This is a genomic window from Janthinobacterium sp. NKUCC06_STL, from assembly GCF_019345455.1.
Lineage (GTDB): Bacteria > Pseudomonadota > Gammaproteobacteria > Burkholderiales > Burkholderiaceae_D > Janthinobacterium > Janthinobacterium rivuli.
In genome coordinates this window covers 245,473-266,391 of sequence record NZ_JAHKQY010000007.1, presented here as the reverse complement: position 1 = coordinate 266,391, position 20,919 = coordinate 245,473, and the positions used below count along the sequence as shown (strand labels likewise).

The window sequence follows — 20,919 nt, the reverse complement described above, 5'->3', positions numbered from 1 at the left end:
ATGCGCGAAAACGATGGCGGGGCCCCCGCGTGTGGTTTGCAGTTGCTTGCGCTGCTCGATCGTCCTGCTCTCGACAAGGGGGAGTCCCTCTACAGCTTGATTGATGGTGCCAAGTTGGATGGTGTGGCCCGTATCCGCTTGCCTGGCGATCACAGCGTTGAGTTGTATTCCCTGTTGGGTGAATTGGCTGAGCCGGACGCCCTGTACGCTGGCCCGATATTGTTGCGGCATATGCAGCGCGAGAAATGTCCCTTGCTCGCCAAATTGCTGTGCACTGCCGGCAGCGCCCATTTTATGTCGCTGATTGTTTCTGGCCAGCCCCTGCAGCAATTGTTAGAACGGCTGACCTGGTTGACAGAGGTGGTGCACGATGACGGTACCGAGTGGATCATGCGCTACTACGATCCGCTTATCCTGCCGCATTGGCTGGACGTGCTGGAAACGGCGCAGCGCAAGACTGCACTCGCAGGCATCACGGGCTGGTTGTACAAGGACGTGCGTGGGGTGCCACAAATTGTACCTGGCGAGAAAAATGAGGCGCCTGCCCCGCCTGGCAGTGAATGCATGCTTTTGACACAACATCAATATCTCGAACTGATGCATAGAGCAGCGCCGTACATGCTGATGAAGCAAATGGAGAGCGATGATCCGCAGGCGCTCGATGGTTTGCCTCCGGATCAGCGCTACGACTTTTTTTTTGAACAACTGGGCAGGGCGCAGGCATATGGATTAAGTTCGCCCACAGACTTGAAAAGTTACTGCATGTTGTCGCTCATGTTAGGTGCCGATTTTCATCTGGCGCCACTCGCCGCCATCGCTTTGCAGGCCGAAGGAACGGCGCAGTCCTTCAGTGACCGGATCCTGGCCTGGACTCCTGGGCAATGGGCTGCGCTCGAAGAAGTTTCCGCTTCCAATATGAATGCGATCCCGACATGAAAAAACTGACCTGCATCATATTATGCCTATTTATTTTGGCCGCTTGCGATTCCAGGGCGAAGGAAGAACGCTTGCAACAGGAATTAAGCGAGAAAACCTTCACTACCACGTCATATAACTACACGCCGTACGATATTTATTCGATCGCATTCAAGGGCATTTCACTGCCATTCAATGTCGATGAAGCGCCCAGCGGTGGTTCCATTTTTTTTCGCGATGCAAGCGAGGCGGAAATGGACAATGGTGAAAAAGTCAGTTTCAGCAGTGGAAATTGCTGTTTCATCTGGGATAGTCCTGTGGATAAACCGCTGCGCGTGCGCGTGGTCTGGAGCGTGGTTTTCGATACGACCTACCACGATGGAAAATCGAGTGTCGACTATGACGAACGCACTTTCAGGATGAGTGCTCCTGGAAGCCGCTGGTGTCAGGCTACTGTTGACATCCTGCCCGCCAAAGGGCCCGAGCGCCCAACCATCGTGCTTTTGCACTTTCTTGCCGATGGTACGGTTCAGGCACATCTGGGCACATTCAAGACGCAGGCGCCGCTTGCTGCCGAGCAGGTAAAACTGCATTCGGCGCGCCTTCCCCAAGGCCAGTTCTGCAAGCAGGAAATCGAGAATCCTTTTTATGGCATACCGCAGACACCGCACAGGGAATAGACCATGAGCAATCCAACGATACGCCGGCTTAGCGACGTCACGAAGAGTGAGCGGCTTGCGCGAGGAATTTATCGCAAGGAACTGGAAAAATGTGCGAAGGAGTCGGATTGCCGAAAGCCCGTCTGGATCAGTTGTTTTTTTGACGGCACTGGAAATAATTTCAAAAAAGATGGCAATGGCTCGCTGGCTTCGTCGAAGGTAAAGTACAGCAATATTGCGAAATTGGGAAAATTTGCGCATACGGCCGAAGATGAAAAAAACAAGACCTACGCCATATATGCGCCAGGGGTCGGCACGCCGTTTCCAGAGGTTCAGGATAGTGGTGATGGAATCGATGGGGCGCTCGGCATGGCATCTGCTGCAAAAGGGCAGGCCCGGATCAGCTGGATGCTGAAGGAGTTCAAGATGCGGGTGGACAAACACATGCCGCATGTAAATCAAATCAATGTTGCGGTGTTTGGCTTCAGTCGGGGGGCAGCCCAGGCGCGGGCCTTTGTGCGTCAGTTGGCAGGACAATGTTATCAGCAAGGAGATGGGCTGATCTGGACCAAAAGTGGCGGATTTATTCAGCCGCGTCTGGTGATTTACTTCCTCGGCATTTTTGATACCGTGGCCTCGGTGGGGTTTGGCGGCAGTCGCCTTGAGTCCGATCTCAAATATTACCTGGGACCTGTGTGGGGGGGCGTGATGTATTTGGCAGACGAGGGCGGCCATGCGGAATGGGCCGCCGATCTGCGTATTCCACCATACGTGCGCTTCTGCGAACATTATGTCGCAGCGCATGAAGTGCGGGAGAAATTTCCATCCGATTCTATTCGAATCGATCAGGCCACTGACTCAAACTGCCGGGAAACCCTTTATCCCGGGGCCCACTCCGACGTGGGCGGCGGTTATGACGACATGAATCAGGAAGGACGCTCAAACGAGTTGTCGCGCATTCCGCTGTGCAATATGTATCTGTCGGCATATGCGGCGGGGGTGCCGTTCAAGTCTCCCGAAGAGGTTCTTCAGGATTATGGCTCGCTGTTTAACATCAGCAGCGAATTGCAGGGATGCTTCGACACCTACATGAAGCACGTCAGCGCAGACAAGCGGCTCGAGAAACAAGTCATCAGCCACATGAACAATTACTATCATTGGCGCTGGGGGCGCACGGAACGCCAGCGCGCGGCGCGCAAAGAACGCGAAGCCATCATCGCAAAGGGGCAGTCCGTCATGTATGCCACGCCGGATAAATACATGACCACGACGGACAGCGAATGGGAGCGCGACGTGCAGAACATCGCAGAAAAGAAAACAGGCTTTTTTCGTAGTGCCACGGAACCGCTGGAAGACGCGATCTACGATGCCTGGAAAGGCAAGCTCCGAAAGTCGATGTCGGTTGCGGAGCGGACTTTATTTGACAAATTCTTCGATCGTTATGTGCATGATTCTGTTGCGGGATTCAAGAATCAGATGACTGACGCCAGTATCGGCTTTGTTGAAGCCAGTCGCTGGGCCCGAAACCGGCAGTATTTCATGGGGAAACGGGGCAAGAAATATCTTTATTGGCGATATGAGGGTTCAAAACCGGAATTGGGCGGCGTAAAAGAGGCGATGCTGGTGCCGAAAGAAGCGTCGGCAGGTGGCGATACGGCGATAGCCTAGCAGAAACGGGCTTTGCCGCTATCTGGCGCGGACCGCTGCCCTGGCTTGCTTGTCGCACTCGCGCACGGCCGCTTTGCATGCGGAAAACGCTTCCAGATAGGTCACGGCGCTCTGCCGCTCTGCGACCTGTTCAGCCACCTGCTGCGTGAGCTGCATCGATGTCGTCGCGGGCATTTTCTCCAGTTTTCTGGTGATGTCTTGTAGCGAATTTTTTTGACGCGCCAGTTCCGCGGCCAGCACGGCCTTGCGCTCGGCGGCGGGCAGGGCCGGATACAGCCGGCCATTGCCAGCCTCGACATTGCCATCGGCCGTCATCGACAGCGACGCGTGCGGGGCGCGAAATTCCAGCGCCAGCTTGCCATCGGCCTGCACGATGACCAGCAGTTCCTCGGTGGCGGTGCCGGCCGGCAGCGGCAAGGTGCGCGTTTCCGGCTTGCCGTCCGGTAGCCAGTGGTACTCGATGTTGAGCTGTACCGGCTTCTGTGGGGCGGCTGGCAGGTAGAAACAGCAATTGGCGGCGCTGCTCATGTAAGGATTCAGGGGATCGGTATCGACGGCGTTGGCAGGATTGCCGGCATCGCTGACGCCGACCTGGATGGGCCGGGCGCTGTAGTTCAAGGTGCTGACCGCTATCTTTGCCTCATCGGCCCCGGGCCGGTAGTCATGCTGGCCGCGCTCGCCCCGTTCGGCATGGCCTGCCAGCAGCGGACGGCGCTGCATGGACTTGATGCCGATGGCAAAGATATGGCTCAGGTAGCCGGTATCCGAGCGGCCGTCGCGCGAATAACTTCCGCCGGGCGTGTAGTAGAGATAGCCGATGTCCTCTATCGCCAGGGCGCGCACCTTGCCGTCCTGAGGGAATAATGCTTCCGCCAGGTAGCGATCCTTGGCGCCCATGACCTTGGCGGAGAGCACGCCGGCCCATGCCCGTTCGCCCGCGAAACGGGGAAAGACGTTGAATTCGCCATCGATGAAGGGTTTGATCTTCAGCACATCTTGTGTCATGCCCGTGACGGGATCGATGACGGAGTAAATCCCTGGGAAGGGGCCGTCGGCGGCGTGCGCAAGCGCGGGCATGGCGAAAATGAGACAGGCTGCCATCACGGCGGGTTTGTTGCTCATGCTGGATCCAATCGCATGGAGGGTGGCTGACGCTGGAATGCCACCAGGTCGGCGGGATAGAATGCGGCATCGCGATAGCTGCTGTCGTCGATATCGAGCAGGCAGGTGATGGCTGCCGCTTCCCATGACCAGTAGCCCGAAAATGACGTGTCGCGCGCGTGGCTGTCATGGTAGGGTTCGCGGCGGCTGGCGTCATACCATTTTGCCAGGTAGTCCTGCATCAATGCCGGACGCTCTTGTTTTTCTGCCGCAAATATCTTGAGCGTCTTGACATAGGGCTGGCGGCGCGTGCATTCCGGCCAGTCGGTATCCCTGCCATCGACGGAAAAGGCCAGCAGGCGTTCGACCAGCCCATCTTTTTCATGGTTGTTGAAATCGATGACGGGCGCCAGGCGGGGCAGCAAATTGCCCCAACCCAGGAGAATGCCAAGGCAGATCATCCTGTTGACCTGCTCGTAGCCGTCACCAGGTAGGGCGAAGTGGGGAAACCCCTGTTCCGCAGCGCCAGCCTGCACGTCAAAGGCCCTGTCATAGTTGGCATACTCTTCCCAGTATTCCAGTATCGTGGGGTACAGCGCACGCAGATCGGCTGTCGTATGGCCAGCGCTGTAAGCCAGGCTGAGCAGGTCGATGCCATCCCATGCCCGCTGGCGCGTGGCCGTCATGAAATTTTCTGGCGGGATATTTTTCAGCACTTCCGCTGGCTGTAGCAAGCCGGCGGCCACCATGCCGATGCCTTCTTCCATGCCGTGCTTGCTTTCAAGGTAAATCGCGTAGGACAGCAGCGGTTCCCTGCGCCTGGCCAAAAAAGTGTGTTCGTCCAGAGTCTGCATCCTTACTCCCGAAAATCCGTGTCACGGCAGGGCTGTTTGCCTTCGACATGTCCGACATCGCCCGCCGCATTCATATCTATGCTGGTATAACGGTTTTCCTCGCGTAGTGCACGCCCATACGCAACGAGATCTGTCGGGTAGGCGAAATGATCGATACCGCTGTCATCGAGGTCAAACACAAAGGCCATTGCACCGGCTTCAAATGCCCAGTAACCGTAATAGGGAGCGTGGCCTTCGTCGCTAATGCGCAGATGGCCGTTGTACCAGCGGGGATGATCCTTCATGGCAGGGTACCACTGCTTCAAATATTTTTTAATGAGAGTTTGTGCCGCATCCTCATCGCTTTCATATACCGTCTGCAGCAACGTCTCGTAGGGCTGGCCCAGTACGCAGGTATCGAGGGGCATCTCATCGTCCACATACGCGCCAATCAGCTGTTCAAACAGGCCGTCCTGTCCTCGGTGGCTGCGAAATATGCGGATGATGCGCATGACCGAGCGCTGATCGCGCAATAATATGGCGACACTTAGTAATTGCAGCGTATCTTCATAATCGGAAAGATCGCCGAAATTTGGCGCCGCCCTGTATTTGTATGGGCCATACTCGGGGTATTGCGACAATATTTCCTTTTGTTGATGCTGATCGGCTTCGTTCCATTCCGAAAACCTGTCCACGATATCGGACAGCCGTGGCGCAAGTTCCTCGATTGGCACGCCAGCGGTGTAATCCAGCATCCAGATCCAGAAATTTTCCAGATATAGGAAATGGCAAGCCAAACTGGTGTCTCCAGCGCATTCAGCTGATTCCTTGTTTCTTAGCTGAACTTGTAGCAGCGCACGTGAATTCTCCAGGGTTTTTTCATATAACTGCCGACAAAGAAATTGTTGGCGGCGGCGATCATCGAATGGTGGATTTTTCATTTTATTCGCCGCGCTCTCGTTTGGCCGATGGTTTCATCTCCACGCTGCTGTGGCGGCTCTCTTTCCGTAGCTGGCGCGCATAATCGACCAGGTCTTTGGGGTAGACCAGATGGTCGATCTGGCTATCGTCCAGGTCGAGTATAAAGACGGTCGCCCCCGCTTCAAAGGCCCAGTAACCGTAATACGCGGCATAGCCTTCCTCGTTGATGTTGAGATGCTCATCGTACCAGCGCGGATGATTTTTCATGGCCGGATACCACTGTTTCAGGTATTTTTGAAGCAGGATCAAGCTAGCTTTCTCATCTTCCTCATGGAACACTTGCAGCAGAGTGTTGTAGGGCTTGCTGATAATGCAGGTGTCCAGGTCTTGACTGTCCTCGACATATGCACCAATCAATTGCTCGAACAGCCCATCGTGGCCACGGTGGCTGCGCAGCACGTGGATGATGCGTCGCACCGACCGCTGATCGCATAGCAGGATGGCGATGCTGAGCAGTTGAAGCGTGTCTTCATAATCGGAAAGGGTGGAAAACTGCGGCGTACCCTCATATTCATATGGCCCATCTTCTGGAAAATCGAGCGCCGCTTCCTGCTGATAGAGTTGATCGACTTCATTCCATTCTTCAAATTTATCCACGATACCCGCGATGCGCGGCGCCAGTGCCTCGATTGGCTCACCAGCGGTATAGTCGAGCATCCAGATCCAGAATTCTTCTAAATACAAAAAATGATGGACGGAAGCATTTCCCTGCATTGAGTCGGCTATTCTTTTATTTTCGAGTTCAACATCTATTATCGCGAGTTGATTTTCCCGCGTTTTATGGTAAAGATCTTCGTAGAGAAATTTCTGCCGGCGCCGCACGTCGAACGGGGTGGTGATCATTGTTTTCCCGTCGTTTTTGCTGCTCGCTGACGCAGCTCGGTGCTGGGCCAGTCGCTGTCGGCGTCGAAGCGCCGCATCCAGCGCAGCGAGTCGGCATCGTTGAAGCGTTCGTTGGGATCGCCGTCCCATTGGCCAAAGCCCAGCAGCGCCATGTGATCGTCGCGGATCGGCTTGAGCAGCTTGTTGAGCAGCGCCGGCAATTCCGGCACGCCGTCCTCTACCGGGTAGAGCGCCGGCTCCTCGCCCAGTTCGATCCATAGGCCGGAGTCGAGCTCGTCGATCCGGATTTGCGGATGCTGCAGGCTGAGTTTTATCTGGTCGCGGCTGAGGTCCAATTTTTCACGCCACGTATCCGATAGCAAAAAGCCCCAGGTTGGCGGGCGGATGCCGTCTGCCAGTGAGCCGCTCATGGAAAAAGGATAATCAATGTCCAAGCCAAAAAATCGCGGCGCCAGAGAGCGTTCCCACACGGTCACTGCCGAGCGGGTACCGAAGGCAAGCGGATTGGCCATCGAAAAGGCGCTGTAAACCTGATCAGGTTTTAGTTTTTCCATGGTTTCCAGAACAAACTGCCGCCACGCTATCTTGTTGTCCTTCCACCATGACCAGCGATAGTAGAATTGAATGGATGAGTAAACCTTGTTTAACGGTTCTGAATTATCGTTCATGTAATCTTTCATCTTCCAAAAATATCCCGCTGTGGAAGGAGATGACCTGTGATTTTTTTGATCAGAAAAATCGAAAATGAATGATTGACCGGGTTTTCTCTTGTGCGCAAACTCCCGCAAATCAGGTAGGCGTTTGGACCCGTAACGATGTGGCCGTTCTGAATCTGGATGCGTGGCGAAAAGATAAGGCATTCCAGTTAAACGCTCAAAATCTTCGTGGATGTCTACCATCAGTAGCGATGTTGTTAAAGAGTGATTGGTATCATATAAGAAATAGAAAGTAATAAAAGGAGACACTCCCAGATCTTGATTTCCATCGTCACAGGACATGTTTGGCCATTCCTTGAGGTCAGCAACCATTCCCTCTACATCTTCGTCAGTAAAAAAACGTTCCGTTGTGCTCATCGTCTATTCCTCAATCTGGTTTCCTGTTCGTTCTTTTTCTTTAGGTTCCTTCGCTGCGACGCCTATGCAGTCTTCCGGTACACGCAGCAATGCGACTCGCTACTGGCCCATTTTTTCGGGCAAATTCACGCAGATCTGGCAAACGCTTTGAGCCGTAAGGGTGAGGACGTTCCGAATCGGGGTGCGTGCCAACAAGATAGGGGTTTCCCGTCAGACGCTTAAATTGCTCATGTATATCCACCATCAGCAGTGACGTATCAAGATGATGCTTGCTGTCGTAGAGAAAATAAAAGCTGACGAAAGGGCTGACATTATGTGTGATATGGTCATTTCCATAAGATGAATTCGGCCACTCCTTGAGATCGGAAACAAATCCTTCGATATCGTCATTGCCAAGAAAACTGTCCCTTGTAATCATTATTGTTCTTCACTCCAGTACCAGATGGTTTCGCCATGTACCGCACCGTCAAAAACAGGCATGACTTGGTCTTGCTCAAAATGGCTACGGCTGTGTGACTTTGCTGGGGTTTCCCAGAAACCTGTTTGAGGGCAGGGCTGGTCGCCCTCGACACGCCCCTTGCGTATCAGTGGCTCTGTTTCCTGACTGGTGTAGCGGCCTTCTTCCCATAATGTTCGCGCATAGTCGACCATGTCTTTGGGATAGACCAGATGGTCGATCTGGCTGTCGTCCAGGTCGAGTATAAAGACGGTCGCCCCCGCTTCAAAGGCCCAGTAACCGTAATACGCGGCATAGCCTTCCTCGTTGATGTGGAGATGCTCATCGTACCAGCGCGGATGATTTTTCATGGCCGGATACCACTGTTTCAGGTATTTTTGAAGCAGGATCAAGCTAGCTTTCTCATCTTCCTCATGGAACACTTGCAGCAGAGTGTTGTAGGGCTTGCTGATAATGCAGGTGTCCAAGTCTTGACTGTCCTCGACATATGCACCAATCAATTGCTCGAACAGCCCATCGTGGCCACGGTGGCTGCGCAGCACGTGGATGATGCGTCGCACCGAACGCTGATCGCGCAGCAGGATGGCGATGCTGAGCAGTTGTAGTGTGTCCTCATAGTCGGAAAGGGTGGAAAACTGCGGCGCACCCTCATATTCATATGGCCCATCTTCTGGAAAATCGAGCGCCAATTCTTGCTGATAGAGTTGATCCACCTCATTCCATTCTTCAAATTTATCCACGATGTCTGCAATGCGCGGCGCCAGTGCATCAATCGGTTCACCTGCCGTATAGTCGAGTATCCATATCCAGAACGCTTCCAAATACAAAAACTGGTAAATGACAGTTTGACTTTGTGTCGACTCAGCGATATTTTTGTTGAGAAGTTGTCCTTCAAATAATTCGAGTTGGTTTTTTCGCGTGTTATGGTAAATGTCTTCATGGAGAAATTTTTGCCGGCGCCGCGCATTGAATGAACTGGTACTCATTGTTTCCCTGTAAGCTAAACACCGTGGAACATTAATATATATCAGTGCTGACGAATTTCGAGGGAAGCATCTCCCATGCTGTCATTGAGGTTACTGTTCCGTACTCCAATACCAAATGGTTTCTCCATATCTAGAGTCATCGAAAACTGGCATTCTGTCACCTTCCTCAAAATGGCTACGGCTGTGTAACTTTGCTTGGGTTTCCCAGAAGCCGGTTTGCGGGCAAGGTTGGCCTCCCTCGATACGACCGGCCTTATTTATTAAGTCAGTATCCATACTGGTGTAACGGTGTTCCGCGCGTAACTTGCGGCCATAATTGACCAGGTCTTTGGGGTAGATCAGATGATCAATAGCGCTGTCGTCCAGATCGAGAATAAAGACCGCCGCTCCGACTTCAAATGCCCAATAGCCATAATAGCCGGCATAGCCCCCTTCGCTGATTCTAAGATGCTCGTCATGCCAGCGTGGATGGTCCTTCATTGCCGGATACCACTGTTGCAGATATTTCTTGAGCAAGGTGAGTGTGGCCGTCTTGTCTTCTTCATAAAACACATGTAGCAAGGTGTCATAAGGGGCGCCAAGTACGCAGGTATCGCGCTCGACGACGTTGTCGGCATAAGCACTGATCAATTGCTCGAACAGGCCATCTTGACCGCGATGGCTACGTAGTACGTGGATGATGCGTTGGACAGAACGCTGATCGCGTACCAAGATGGCAATGCTCAGCAGTTGCAGCGTGTCTTCGTAGTCGGAAAGTCTCGAGAAATCGGGCGCCCCCGAATATGTATACGGACCATATTCAGGCAGCTTCAGCGCACACTCCTGCTGATACTTTTGATCCACTTCGTTCCACACTTCAAATTTGTCCACAATATCGGCGATTCGAGGCGCCAGTTGATCGAGGGCTATGCCTGCCGTGTAGTCAAGCATCCATATCCAGAGCAATTCCAGATACAGAAAATGATGAACGGAGGAACTTTCGCCTATCGAATATGCATCCTTTCTGTTTTCCTCTCCTCCCCGGATCAAGGAAAGTTGATTTGTCCGTGTTTTTTGATAAAGTTCTTCATGGAGAAAATGCTGTCTACGTCGTTGATGAAAGGGTAAATCTTCCATGGTTACGTGCTTTTCTCTTGGGTAAATTGTATTCGTGTCAAAGAAGGTACGCGTATCTCGAACCGCAATGCATGATTGCCTTTTCCAATCGAGCATCAGGTCGATGGTCTCGAACCTCGGTACCGTCGCTGTTTCTTCATGCGTTCAGGAAGCGCCACACCGTCAAGCCATAGGCGGAATCGAGATTGCTCATGATCTAGCCCTGTTCAAATCGCCGGGTTTGCGGCGGAATGTCCAGCGCTTGCCATTGTCCGGCCTGCGGGCAGGCCTCGCTGGCGTAGGCGCGCAATTCCTAAGGCTCCTGTGCTGGCGCGGCGTCATCTGGGCCGCCGTCATCGCGGCGCTGATGCAGCTCTGTGCTGGGCCAGTCGCTGTCGGCATCGAAGCGCCGCATCCAGCGCAGCGAGTCGGCATCGTTGAAGCGTTCGTTGGGATCGCCGTCCCATTGGCCAAAGCCCAGCAGGGCCATGTGATCGTTGCGGATCGGCTTGAGCAGCTTGTTGAGCAGCGCCGGCAATTCCGGTACGCCGTCCTCTACCGGGTAGAGCGCTGGCTCCTCGCCCAGTTCGATCCATAGGCCGGAGTCGAGCTCGTCGATCCGGATTTGCGGATGCTGCAGGCTGAGTTTTATGTGGTCGCGGCTGAGGTCCAATTTTTCACGCCACGTATCCGATAGCAAAAAGCCCCAAGTTGGCGGGCGGATGCCGTCTGCCAGCGAGCCGCTCATGGAAAAAGGATAATCAATGTCCAAACCAAAAAATCGCGGCGCCAGAGAGCGTTCCCACACGGTCACTTCCGAGCGGGTGCCGAAAGCAAGCGGATTGGCCATCGAAAAGCCGCTGTAAACCTGATCAGGTTTTAGTTTTTCCATGGTTTTCAGAACAAACTGCCGCCACGCATTCTTGTTATCCTTCCACCATGACCAGCGATAGTAGAATTGAATGGATGAGTAATCCCTGTTTGATGGTTCTGGATCATCGTTCATATGATCCCGCATTTTCCAGAAATATCCAGCAGTAGAAGGAGACGAGTTGTGTTTTTTCTGATCGGTAAATTTGAAGGCGAAATAGTCTGTTTTTTTTGTTTTTCGCGCAAATTCACGCAGATCGGGTAAGCGCTTGGACCCGTAAGGGTGGGGACGTTCCGAGTCGGGATGTGTGCCGATAAGATAGGGATGCCCTGTCAGTCGTTCAAATTCCTCATGAATACCCACCATCAGCAGTGACGTATCAAGGTGATGCTTAGTGTTGTAGAGGAAATAGAAAGTAGTAAATGGAGACACACCTAGATCTTGATTTCCATCGTCACAGGACATGTTTGGCCATTCCTTGAGGTCCGCAACCATTCCCTCTACATCTTCGGCAGTAAAAAAACGTTCCGTTGTGCTCATCTTTTCTCCTCTCACGTCGTTGTTTTTTATACCTTCAGAAAATGCCACACCGTCAAGCCACAGGCAGCATCCAGATTGCTCATGATCTCGCCCTGTTCCAATCTGCGGGTTGGCAGCCGAATGTCCAGTGCTTGCCGCTGACCGGCCTGCGTAGGCGCGCCATTCCAAAGGCTCATGCGCTGACGCAGCCCGGCGCTGGGCCAGTCGCTGGCTGTGCCAGATGGGAAATTGGCTATTGTTCTTCACTCCAATGCCAGATGGTTTCACCGTATGCCGCATCATCAAAAACAGGCATGACTTGGCCTTGCTCAAAATGGCTACGGCTGTGTAATTTTGCTGGGGTTTCCCAGAAGCCAGTTTGGGGGCAGGGCTGGCCGCCCTCGACGCACACATTGCGTATCAGAGGTTCTGTGCCCAGGCGAGTGTGGCGGCCATCTTTCCGCAGCTGACGTGCATAATCGACCAGGTCCTTGGGATAGACAAGATGGTCGATTTGGCTGTCGTCCAGGTCGAGTAAAAAAACCGTCGCACCCGCTTCAAATGCCCAGTAACCGTAATAGGGCGCGTAGCCTTCGTCCCGGATTCTCAGATGCCCGTCATACCAGCGCGGATGATTTTTCATGGCTGGATACCACTGTCTCAAATATTTTTGGAGCAGGTCGAGCGTGGCCTTCTCATCTTCTTCATAGAACACTTGCAACAGCGTGCTATAGGGCTTGCCGATGATACAGGTGTCGAGGGCTTGTCCATCCTCCACATACCCGTCAATCAATTGTTCGAACAGGCCATCGCGGCCACGGTGACTGCGTAGCATGTAGATGATGCGTTTAACCGAATGATGGTCGCGCAGAAGGATGGCAATGCTGAGTAGTTGCAGTGTGTCCTGATAGTCGGAAAGGATGGGAAACTCCGGTGCTCCCTCATATTCGTACGGCCCAAACTCTGGAAACTCGAGCGCTGCTTCCTGCTGACAGAATTGATCGACCTTATTCCACTCTTCAAACTTATCCACGATGTCGGCGATGCGCGGCGCCAGTGCAGCGATCGGCTCGCCCGCCGTATAGTCGAGCATCCATATCCAGAACGCTTCTAAATATAAAAACTGATGCACTGAAGAATTTTCCAGCGTCGAGTCGGCTACTTTTTTGTTTTCAATGCCCCCGTTAATTAACGCAAATTGATTTACCCTCGTTTTATTATAAAGATCTTCGTAGAGAAATTGCTGTCGGCGACGCATGTCGAACGGGGTTGTCATCATTGTTTTTCCGTCGTTTTTTCTGATCGCTGGCGCAGCTCGGCGGTGGGCCAGTCGCTGATTGTGCCAGATGGAAAATTGGCTATTGTTCTTCACTCCAATGCCAGATGGTTTCACCGTATGCAGCATCATCAAAAACAGGCATGATTTGGCCCTGCTCAAAATGACTGCGGCTGTGTAATTTTGCAGGGGTTTCCCAGAAACCACTTTGGGGACATGGACTTCCCCCTTCAACACGGTGAATGTTGTGCAGTTGTTTCGTATGCAAGCTGGTGTAACGGTTCTCTTTGCGTAATTTCCTCCCATAGTCCACAAGGTCTTTTGGGTAGACCAGATGATTGATGCTGCTGTCATCTAGATCGAGAAGATAGACTGTCGCACCTGCTTCGAATGCCCAGTAACCATAATAACCGGAATAACCTTCCTCGTTGATATGCAAGTGTTCATCATACCAGCGTGGATGATCCTTCATAGCTGGATACCATATTTTCAGATATTTTTTCAAAAGATTGAGCGTGGCACCTTCATCTTCTTCATAAAATACCTGCAGCAGCGTGTCATAGGGTTTCCCAAGAACGCAACTGTCTAGAGTTATTTCTTTTTCGACATATCCTCCAATTAATTGTTCGAATACTCCATCTTGCCCACGGTGACTACGTAGTACATTAATGATGCGCATGACCGATTGCTGGTCGCGCAGCAAAATGGCAATGCTAATTAATTGAAGCGTATTTTCGTATTCAAAAGGATTGGAAAATTGCGGGGCGCCGACATATTCGTAATGCCCAAATTCTGGAAATTCGAGTGCAGCATCCTGTTGGAATAATTGATATGCATCATTCCATTTTTCAAATGCATCGACAATGGCGACAAGGCGCGAGGCAAGTTCATTGATGGGGATGCCTGCGGTGTAGTCCAACATCCAGATCCAAAATAATTCGAGATGCAAGAACTGATAAATCGAATTTTTGCTTTGTATCGTGCTGGCTACTTTTTTATTATCATGTCCTACTTTAATGAGGAGGAATTGATTTTCCCGTGTTTTATTGTAAAGCTCTTCGTAGAGGAATTGTTGCCGACGCCGTTCGTGAAAGACGCTATTTTTCATGGCGAAGTACCATTTTTCTTGTTTGGCGCAGATTTCTGCAAGATTTTGTCGAACTTGCGTTCAATGTAAATACCTAAGATACTTGGTTGTGCGAAATGGAAAATTGGCTATTGTTCTTCACTCCAATGCCAGATGGTTTCACCGTATGCAGCGTCATCAAAAACAGGCATCACTTGGCCTTGCGCGAAATGACTGCGGCTGTGTAACTTTGCTGGGGTTTCCCAGAAACCTGTTTGAGGGCAGGGCTGGCCACCCTCGACGCGTCCCTTGCGTATCAGTGGTTCTGTTTCCTGACTGGTGTAGCGGCCTTCTTTCCATAACTGTCGCGCATAGTCGACCAGATCTTTGGGGTAGACGAGATGCTCGATTTGGCTGTCGTCCAGGTCGAGCATAAAGACGGTTGCAGCCGCTTCGAAGGTCACGTAGCCGTAAAAGGCGGCATAGCCTTCTTCGCTGATTTTGAGATGCTCATCGTACCAGCGCGGATGATTTTCATGGCCGGATACCGTTCCGTACTCCAATACCAAATTGTTTCCCCATAGTTGGAGTCATCGAAAACCGGCATCTTGCCGCCTTGGGATGTTTTTGAGCGCCTGGCGCCCCGCGGGCATATTCAATTTTCCAGATATCGCCAGACAGTCAATCCATATCCTGACTCGAGGTCGAGCATGGGCTGTTCCCGCTCATACGACATGGCACGCGGAGGAATATCGAGCGATTCCCACGTTCCCGCCTTGGGGCAGGGGTCGCCAGCCTTGGCGCGCAACTCGTTTGCCGGCACAGGACCGCCGCCGTCCGGTTCATAGTCCACGCGTGCCTGCCGGAAAAAGGCCGTCAGGTCTGCCGGATAGAATGTGGCATCGCGATAGCTGCTGTCGTCGATATCGAGCAGGCAGGTGATGGCTGCCGCTTCCCATGACCAGTAGCCTAAAAATGACGTATCGCGCTCGTGACTGTCATAGTAGGGTTCACGGCGGCTGGCGTAATACCATTCTTCCAGGTAGTCCTGCATCAACGCCGGACGATCTTTTTCTTCTGCCGCGAATATCTTGAGTGTCTTGAAATAGGGCAGGTGGCGCGTGCATTCCGGCCAGTCGGTATCCCTGCCATCGATGGAAAATGCCAGCAGGCGTTCAACCAGCCCATCTTTTTCATGGTTGTTGAAATCGATGACAGGCGCCAAGCGGGGCAGCAAATTACCCCAACCCAGGAGAATGCCAAGGCAGATCATCCGGTTGACTTGTTCGTATGCGACATCTGGCAGGGCGAAGTGGGGAAAGCCCCGTTCCGCGGCGCTGGCCTGCAGGTCAAAAGCCGTGTCATATCTGGCAAACTCTTCCCAATATTCCAGTATCGTGGGATACAGCGCGCGCAGATCGGCTGTCGTATGGCCTGCGCTGTAGGCCAGGGTGAGCTGGTCGATACCTTCCCAGGCCCGCTGGCGCGTCGCCGTCATGAAGTTTTCTGGCGGGATATTCTGCAGTACTTCCGCGGGCTGTTGCAAGCCTGCCTCCACCATGTCGAAGCACTCGTCCTGGCTGTCTTTGCTTTCAACATAGATGGCGTATGACAACAGCAACTCCCTACGGGATGCGAGAAAAGTCTTTTCATCCAGTGTCTGCATGCTTATTTCCTTAATATATTTTCTGGAATATCCAGCATCAACTGGATTTCATGATTGCGCCCCTTTGACTGCCGATGCTTGGTCAATTGACGACCGGTGACCAGTGAAATCCAGCGCAGATAGGGGGGGCTGGCTTTGGGATTGAGCAGCTGGCCTGCCGCGTATTTTTTCATCAAGGGCTTGATGGTGACTCCGGTAGCCGTCAGTTTCTCCGATTTTATCGAGCGGGCGATCCATTCGTGGCTCATTTGCGTCGGCAGCTTCGTTTCTTTATTTTCCTTGTTCAAGCCCTTTCTCAGTTCTTTTTCATCCGCTTCCTGGTTCCCTATTTTTACGTCTTGATTTGCATGGGCATCGCGGTCCGCATTTTCGAAAATATTCGGTTTGTTATTGTTTTTCGTGGGATTCGCCGCTTCGTCCGCCCTCAGGGAACTGAATTTTTCCTGCAGATCGGCCGGTAGCGCCGCCATCAGGCGGAAGGAATCGAACAGGCTCGACTTGGTTTCGCCGACAACGAAAGGCTGGCTAAGTGCAGCGCCTTTGAACCACAGATGATCGAGTCCTGCGTGCGGCAGGCTATGTTCTTCGGTCAGCTTGCCGGCATTGTTCGCCTTCTTGAACAGCGCATGTCTTTTCTTCACGAAGTAATCCGTGATGTGCTCGGCCGGTACGCCGGTGTGCCAGCCCTGCTTTTTCTTTTCGCCTTTTTTCTTGGTATTGACCTTGCTGGAATTGGGCTTGGCCTGATTGCCGGTGACGTCCTTGTTCTTTTTCGCTGCAAGTCTCTTTTCGGCCTTGCTGGCGGCTTTTGCTTCCTTGCCGGCAATGTCCTTTCCCGCCTCCTGTACTGCATGCTGCACGCCTTTTCCTGTCGCGTTGCCGACCGCAGCCGTGTTGTGCGGCAGGTCATGGCCCATCATCTTGCCATGCAGTTTTTTCAGTTCGGCGAAGGCGTCCTCGATCATTTTGGGTCCGCGCTTCTGGATTGCCTGCATTTCCTGGATCAACAGCTTGACTTCCGACTTTCCCGCCACGGCTTTGACGATCCAGCTATCGATGCCGTCGATAAACGTATCGATTACACCCTTGAACAAGCTCTTGCTTTCACGGGCCAGTACGTTCCAGTCGATCTTGCGCATGAATTTTTCGACGTTGCCGCGCAGCTTGGGCGAGACGGCTTCCAGCACACGGCCAAAATTGTGTCCCTTGTTCATCAGCTTGAAGCCGACCTTGAGCGTATCGCCCACGGCGGGTACGCAACCGACCAGGGTGATGGCCAGTTCCACCCAGGCGCCGATGGCGGACGGCGATTTGCTGATGACAATGATGCCAAGGATCAAGTCGCGCGCATCCATGGCCTGTCCCACACCAGGGACGACACCGAGAATACCGGTGATGATGATGTGCGCGGGAGATGAGCCCGAACCAGTGACGAGGTCACTCAGCCAAGTACCGATGCCGTCATCGGCCTGCCTGAGCGCCCGGCTGGCAGGCGAGGCGCCACGGATCGCGCTGGCCGGGACGGTAGGGGTGAGGCCGCTCATGACTCGTCGCCTTCCTGATCGTGCAAGTCCCGGTAGCTTTTGCTTGCGGCTTTGTCTGCAATGGTGTCCTCGTCCTTGTAGCGATAATCGTCGTAGTGAAAATCATATTCAAGTGTGCTGACGGTGGCGCCTGCAGGAAAGTCTTCAGCCATTTCAGCGAGCTCATCCGGAAAGAAATTGTCTTTGTAGTAAGCGGCCTCTTGCGTCAGATAGCGTTCGAGGACCGATTGCGCCTCGTCGTCGCTTTTCGGCTTGCTGCCAGCCAGCTGGTTCGGTTTCTGCTTGTGGCGGGGAACCGCTTCCCTTTCGTCTTCGCCGTAGATCACGACAGCATTGCGATCAGGCAGGTTTTCCAGACGGGCAAAGCCGTTTGCATCGAGCTTGCCTTCCAGGCGGGTGCCATTGTCGAACAGCAAGGCGTATGGCGCCCCCACCATGGGCTGTAAATCATCCCAGCGATAATTCAATTCCATGAAATTGCTTACGTCTCCAGCCTGTGGCAACAAAGGTAATTTTGGGGTGCTGCTCGCCGGCCCCGTCAATTCCTTCATGCTGGCGTTGAAATCGATCTTGCCCGGTCCATGCAGCATGATGTTGCCGCCTTCGAGGCGGATGTACGCGCCCTGGGCCGTCATCAGAATGTACTGCTTGGCCGCCGCCGTGACGCTCTTGGCGGTGCTGCTGACGGTGATGGCCTTGTCCGCCGTCAGCCGTGTCGCATCGGACTGGCTTTGACTGCTGACCTTGCCGCTGGCCGCATGCAGGCGGATACCGGTTTCCTGGTTGGGCTTGTCCTTGCTGCTGGCCTTGCCGTAGGTGAACAGGCTGATGCCCTTGCCCAGCGCGTACAGGCTGTTGCCCTGCGCGGCAAAGTTGAGATCCGCGCCCGCCGTCAGACTGCCATTGCCGCCAGCAACCAGCACGGCGTTGGCTGGCGTGGTGGCGGCGATGCCGGACGGACTGGATAATTGCAGTTGCGGGTCACCATACGCGCTGGCCTGGCCTTCACCGCCCGCCGCCTGCTGGCCCTGGCCCGTCGTGGCGGCGCCCTCGGCCGTCGCGCCCAGGATCTCGATGCTGTGCTGCATCTGGGCGAGGGCGGGAAGTTGGGCGGCTGGCGAAGGCGTCTCCGTCTGGTCCGGCGTGGCAGCGGAAGCTGGCGCGGCCGCACCGGCTGTGGCCGGGCTGGGCATTTCGAGCGCGAAATGTTTCTGCGCCTGCTCAGTCAGCGAGGTCTGCAGTTGCAAGCTTTGCCTGAGCTGTTCCAGCGCTTCCTGCGCATCCATCTGACTGCCGCTGGCATCGCGGCCATGCGCCGACAGCAGCATGCCCGCTCCCGCGCGCAGGGCGGCGCTGTGTTCCGTTTTCAGCTCGGCGCCAAAGCCTGCCGGCGCCAGCCGCTGGTTGTCGCTCTGGTGGCGCAAATGGCCCAGGTTCAGTTCGGCCGTGCCCTGGTGAGGGCCGGCGTGGCGCTGCAGGGCGACGCGGCCCTGGCCCGGGCTGTCGTCGAACACCAGCTGGCTGTAGGCGCCGCCGCCGCCCTGGCTCGTTGGCAATGCCTGCGTCTTGATGCCCGACAAGGCCGCCGGGTGGGCGTGGGCGCCGGCCTGGCCGGGAAACCAGGCCGGCGCGTTGCCCGTCGCCGCGCCCGTGCCCTGGCTGACCTGGTTGTTTTGCGCGTCCGCCTGGCCGCGGCCGTTGTACAGCGTGCCGATGACGACGGGGCGGTCGATATTGCCTTCAAGGAAATCGACGAGCACTTCCTGGCCCACGCGGGGCAGGGCGTTGCTGCCCCAGTTGGCGCCGGCAACGGGCGCCAGCGGCGTGGCTACCCGCACCCACGTGCCGGCGCTATCGTCGCCGGGCGCGCCCGTATGGCCGTCGGCGGACGGGTGCGCCAGCCGGCTATGGCTTTGCGCCCCCCGCTGCCAGTGGAATTGCACCTTGATGCGGTGGTCGCGGTCCGTATGCAGCTGGGCGCCGGCCGGGCCGACGACGATGGCGGTCTGCTGGCCCATGATGACGGGGCGTGGATGCAGCAGCTGGCCGTGGTCGTTGGCATAGCTGCTGCGGTAGGGGACCTTGCTGCGGATGGCGTCGATGCGGTTGCGGTAGGGCGGGCGTTCGCTGATGGTGTCGCCGACGGCATGCAGGCTGCCGGCCGCCTCTTCGCCGATCAGCGCGTCGAGCAAGCCCTGGCCGAAGCGCTGCAGCAGGCCGCCGCCGAGTTCCGCATCGAGGTTGTTATGCATCAGGTGCACCGTGCGGGTGACGAGGAAGCTTGCAGCGTCGCCACCGCCCGCCGCATCCGTTTGCGCCTGGCCGCTCAGGGTAAACGTGGTGCCGGGCGCCAGGGTGCGCACGGTGCCGGCGCCCGTAAACACTTCCCTGGACGCCGTCAGCGCCTGCAACTGGCGCTCGGCAAGCCGTTGTCCGTGTTCGCGCGACGGGTAGGCATAGGCGCCGGGCGCGTCGCGGCTGACCAGCGCCATCGTTCCGTCATGGGCGCTGGCGGCGCTGATGGGGCGCTGGCCCAGCGCGCGGTAGTCCCAGCTGGACAGTTCGATGCCGTTGGTTTGCTGGCGCAGCTGCATGCGCCAGCGGTCCATCGTGTCTTGCGGCATGACGGCGCCTGGCTGGCTGTAGGCAATGCTGGCCTGGGTGTTGGGCTTGAAGCTGCCGTTGTGGTCGGCGATGACGAGGGTATGGCTGCCCAGGCTGGCGCTGCCCGCGTCGCCCGTGTGTTCGGCATAGTAAAACAGGCCTTCCTCGCTCATCAGCCGCTCGGCAAAGGCCCAGTCGCTTTCCTGGTATTGGCTGCAGATGCTGCGTTTCGGATAGATTGCGCGGTCGAGCAGGTCGAAGCGCCAGGCCGGCGCCAGCATGCCCTGGCCCTGGTAGCGGGCAAAGACGACTTCGAGGATGTCGGGCACCGCCAGGTCCTGGAAGACGCGGCTGTCGCGGCCGTGCGCCAGGAAGGCCGTCCACGGCTGCATGGTCAGGTTGTAGCGGGCAAAGCCGCCGTTCGCGCCCGCCAGTTCGACGCCGGTGACGTGGCCGTGGAACGGGCGCCAGCCGCCATCGGCCATGAGCAATTCCAGCAGGATGGGCTGGCCGATCAGCGACTTGAGGGGAATGGCCGCGTCGAGCGACAGGGCGGCGATGTTGAAGGTATAGCCCAGCCCCAGGCCTTCCTCGCCGCGCACGCATTCGGCCAGCAGCTTGTCCGGGCCCAGGGGCGTGCTCAGCTTCAGCAGGCGCGTGGCCTGGCTGAAACCGTTGGCGATGGGTGACGTACCGGGTGACGGCGACGCGCTTGCTTGGACCAATTCGGACATGGACTGGAACTCCGTGTGGCGAGATGAG

At 55.1% G+C, this 20,919-nt stretch carries 18 protein-coding genes; 3 read left to right on the top strand and 15 right to left on the bottom strand.

Going from position 1 to position 20,919, the window contains the following annotated elements:
* Genes KO539_RS21580 through KO539_RS21570 form a run of 3 tightly spaced genes read left to right on the top strand, consistent with a single transcriptional unit; the run spans nt 1 to nt 3,242 of the window.
* On the top strand, nt 1-936 hold the full coding sequence (locus tag KO539_RS21580) for a DUF4123 domain-containing protein (protein ID WP_219311616.1): 936 nt from the start codon (nt 1-3) through the stop codon (nt 934-936).
* Complete coding sequence (locus KO539_RS21575) at nt 933-1,595, top strand: hypothetical protein (RefSeq protein WP_219311614.1); 663 nt, start codon at nt 933-935, stop codon at nt 1,593-1,595. Before KO539_RS21580 ends, KO539_RS21575 begins: the two co-directional genes overlap by 4 nt.
* Nucleotides 1,596-1,598: 3 nt before the next feature.
* Nucleotides 1,599-3,242: a DUF2235 domain-containing protein gene (locus KO539_RS21570; protein ID WP_219311612.1), complete on the top strand. Its 1,644-nt coding sequence runs from the start codon at nt 1,599-1,601 to the stop codon at nt 3,240-3,242.
* Nucleotides 3,243-3,260: 18 nt separating this feature from the next.
* Here the strand turns inward: KO539_RS21570 and KO539_RS21565 are convergent, their stop codons facing one another.
* The 15 genes from KO539_RS21565 to KO539_RS21495 form a co-directional block, all read right to left on the bottom strand.
* Nucleotides 3,261-4,364 (bottom strand): hypothetical protein, encoded by a 1,104-nt coding sequence (locus KO539_RS21565; protein ID WP_219311610.1) that lies wholly within the window; start codon nt 4,362-4,364, stop codon nt 3,261-3,263.
* Nucleotides 4,361-5,197 (bottom strand): PoNe immunity protein domain-containing protein, encoded by an 837-nt coding sequence (locus tag KO539_RS21560; protein ID WP_219311608.1) that lies wholly within the window; start codon nt 5,195-5,197, stop codon nt 4,361-4,363. The genes KO539_RS21565 and KO539_RS21560 overlap by 4 nt, the downstream gene beginning before the upstream one ends.
* A 2-nt stretch (nt 5,198-5,199) precedes the next feature.
* A complete protein-coding gene (locus tag KO539_RS21555) occupies nt 5,200-6,117 on the bottom strand; it encodes a PoNe immunity protein domain-containing protein (RefSeq protein ID WP_219311606.1) in 918 nt (305 codons plus the stop codon).
* A gap of 1 nt (nt 6,118) precedes the next feature.
* Nucleotides 6,119-7,000 carry a PoNe immunity protein domain-containing protein gene (locus KO539_RS21550; protein ID WP_219311604.1) on the bottom strand — a complete coding sequence of 294 codons (882 nt, stop codon included), beginning with the start codon at nt 6,998-7,000 and terminating at the stop codon, nt 6,119-6,121.
* Nucleotides 6,997-8,073, bottom strand: a complete 1,077-nt coding sequence (locus KO539_RS21545) for a type VI immunity family protein (protein ID WP_219311602.1) — start codon at nt 8,071-8,073, stop codon at nt 6,997-6,999. The genes KO539_RS21550 and KO539_RS21545 overlap by 4 nt, the downstream gene beginning before the upstream one ends.
* A gap of 40 nt (nt 8,074-8,113) precedes the next feature.
* A complete protein-coding gene (locus KO539_RS21540; RefSeq protein WP_219311600.1) occupies nt 8,114-8,491 on the bottom strand; it encodes a hypothetical protein in 378 nt (125 codons plus the stop codon).
* On the bottom strand, nt 8,491-9,516 hold the full coding sequence (locus KO539_RS21535; protein ID WP_219311598.1) for a PoNe immunity protein domain-containing protein: 1,026 nt from the start codon (nt 9,514-9,516) through the stop codon (nt 8,491-8,493). Before KO539_RS21535 ends, KO539_RS21540 begins: the two co-directional genes overlap by 1 nt.
* A gap of 90 nt (nt 9,517-9,606) precedes the next feature.
* Entirely contained in the window at nt 9,607-10,632 is a 1,026-nt protein-coding gene (locus tag KO539_RS21530; RefSeq protein WP_219311596.1) for a PoNe immunity protein domain-containing protein, read from the bottom strand.
* 292 nt (nt 10,633-10,924) lie between these two features.
* Complete coding sequence (locus KO539_RS21525) at nt 10,925-12,334, bottom strand: type VI immunity family protein (RefSeq protein ID WP_219311595.1); 1,410 nt, start codon at nt 12,332-12,334, stop codon at nt 10,925-10,927.
* The gene (locus KO539_RS30600; RefSeq protein ID WP_219311593.1) at nt 12,255-13,409 is read right to left on the bottom strand and encodes a PoNe immunity protein domain-containing protein; all 1,155 of its coding nucleotides are present in this window, start codon (nt 13,407-13,409) and stop codon (nt 12,255-12,257) included. The genes KO539_RS21525 and KO539_RS30600 overlap by 80 nt, the downstream gene beginning before the upstream one ends.
* On the bottom strand, nt 13,360-14,385 hold the full coding sequence (locus tag KO539_RS21515; protein WP_219311591.1) for a PoNe immunity protein domain-containing protein: 1,026 nt from the start codon (nt 14,383-14,385) through the stop codon (nt 13,360-13,362). The genes KO539_RS30600 and KO539_RS21515 overlap by 50 nt, the downstream gene beginning before the upstream one ends.
* Nucleotides 14,386-14,492: 107 nt before the next feature.
* Nucleotides 14,493-14,906: a PoNe immunity protein domain-containing protein gene (locus KO539_RS21510; protein WP_219311589.1), complete on the bottom strand. Its 414-nt coding sequence runs from the start codon at nt 14,904-14,906 to the stop codon at nt 14,493-14,495.
* 92 nt (nt 14,907-14,998) lie between these two features.
* Complete coding sequence (locus KO539_RS21505) at nt 14,999-16,009, bottom strand: PoNe immunity protein domain-containing protein (protein ID WP_081922354.1); 1,011 nt, start codon at nt 16,007-16,009, stop codon at nt 14,999-15,001.
* A gap of 2 nt (nt 16,010-16,011) precedes the next feature.
* Nucleotides 16,012-17,553, bottom strand: a complete 1,542-nt coding sequence (locus tag KO539_RS21500; protein WP_219311587.1) for a hypothetical protein — start codon at nt 17,551-17,553, stop codon at nt 16,012-16,014.
* Nucleotides 17,550-20,891, bottom strand: a complete 3,342-nt coding sequence (locus KO539_RS21495; protein ID WP_219311585.1) for a type VI secretion system Vgr family protein — start codon at nt 20,889-20,891, stop codon at nt 17,550-17,552. The genes KO539_RS21500 and KO539_RS21495 overlap by 4 nt, the downstream gene beginning before the upstream one ends.
* Between the last annotated feature and the right edge of the window lie 28 nt (nt 20,892-20,919).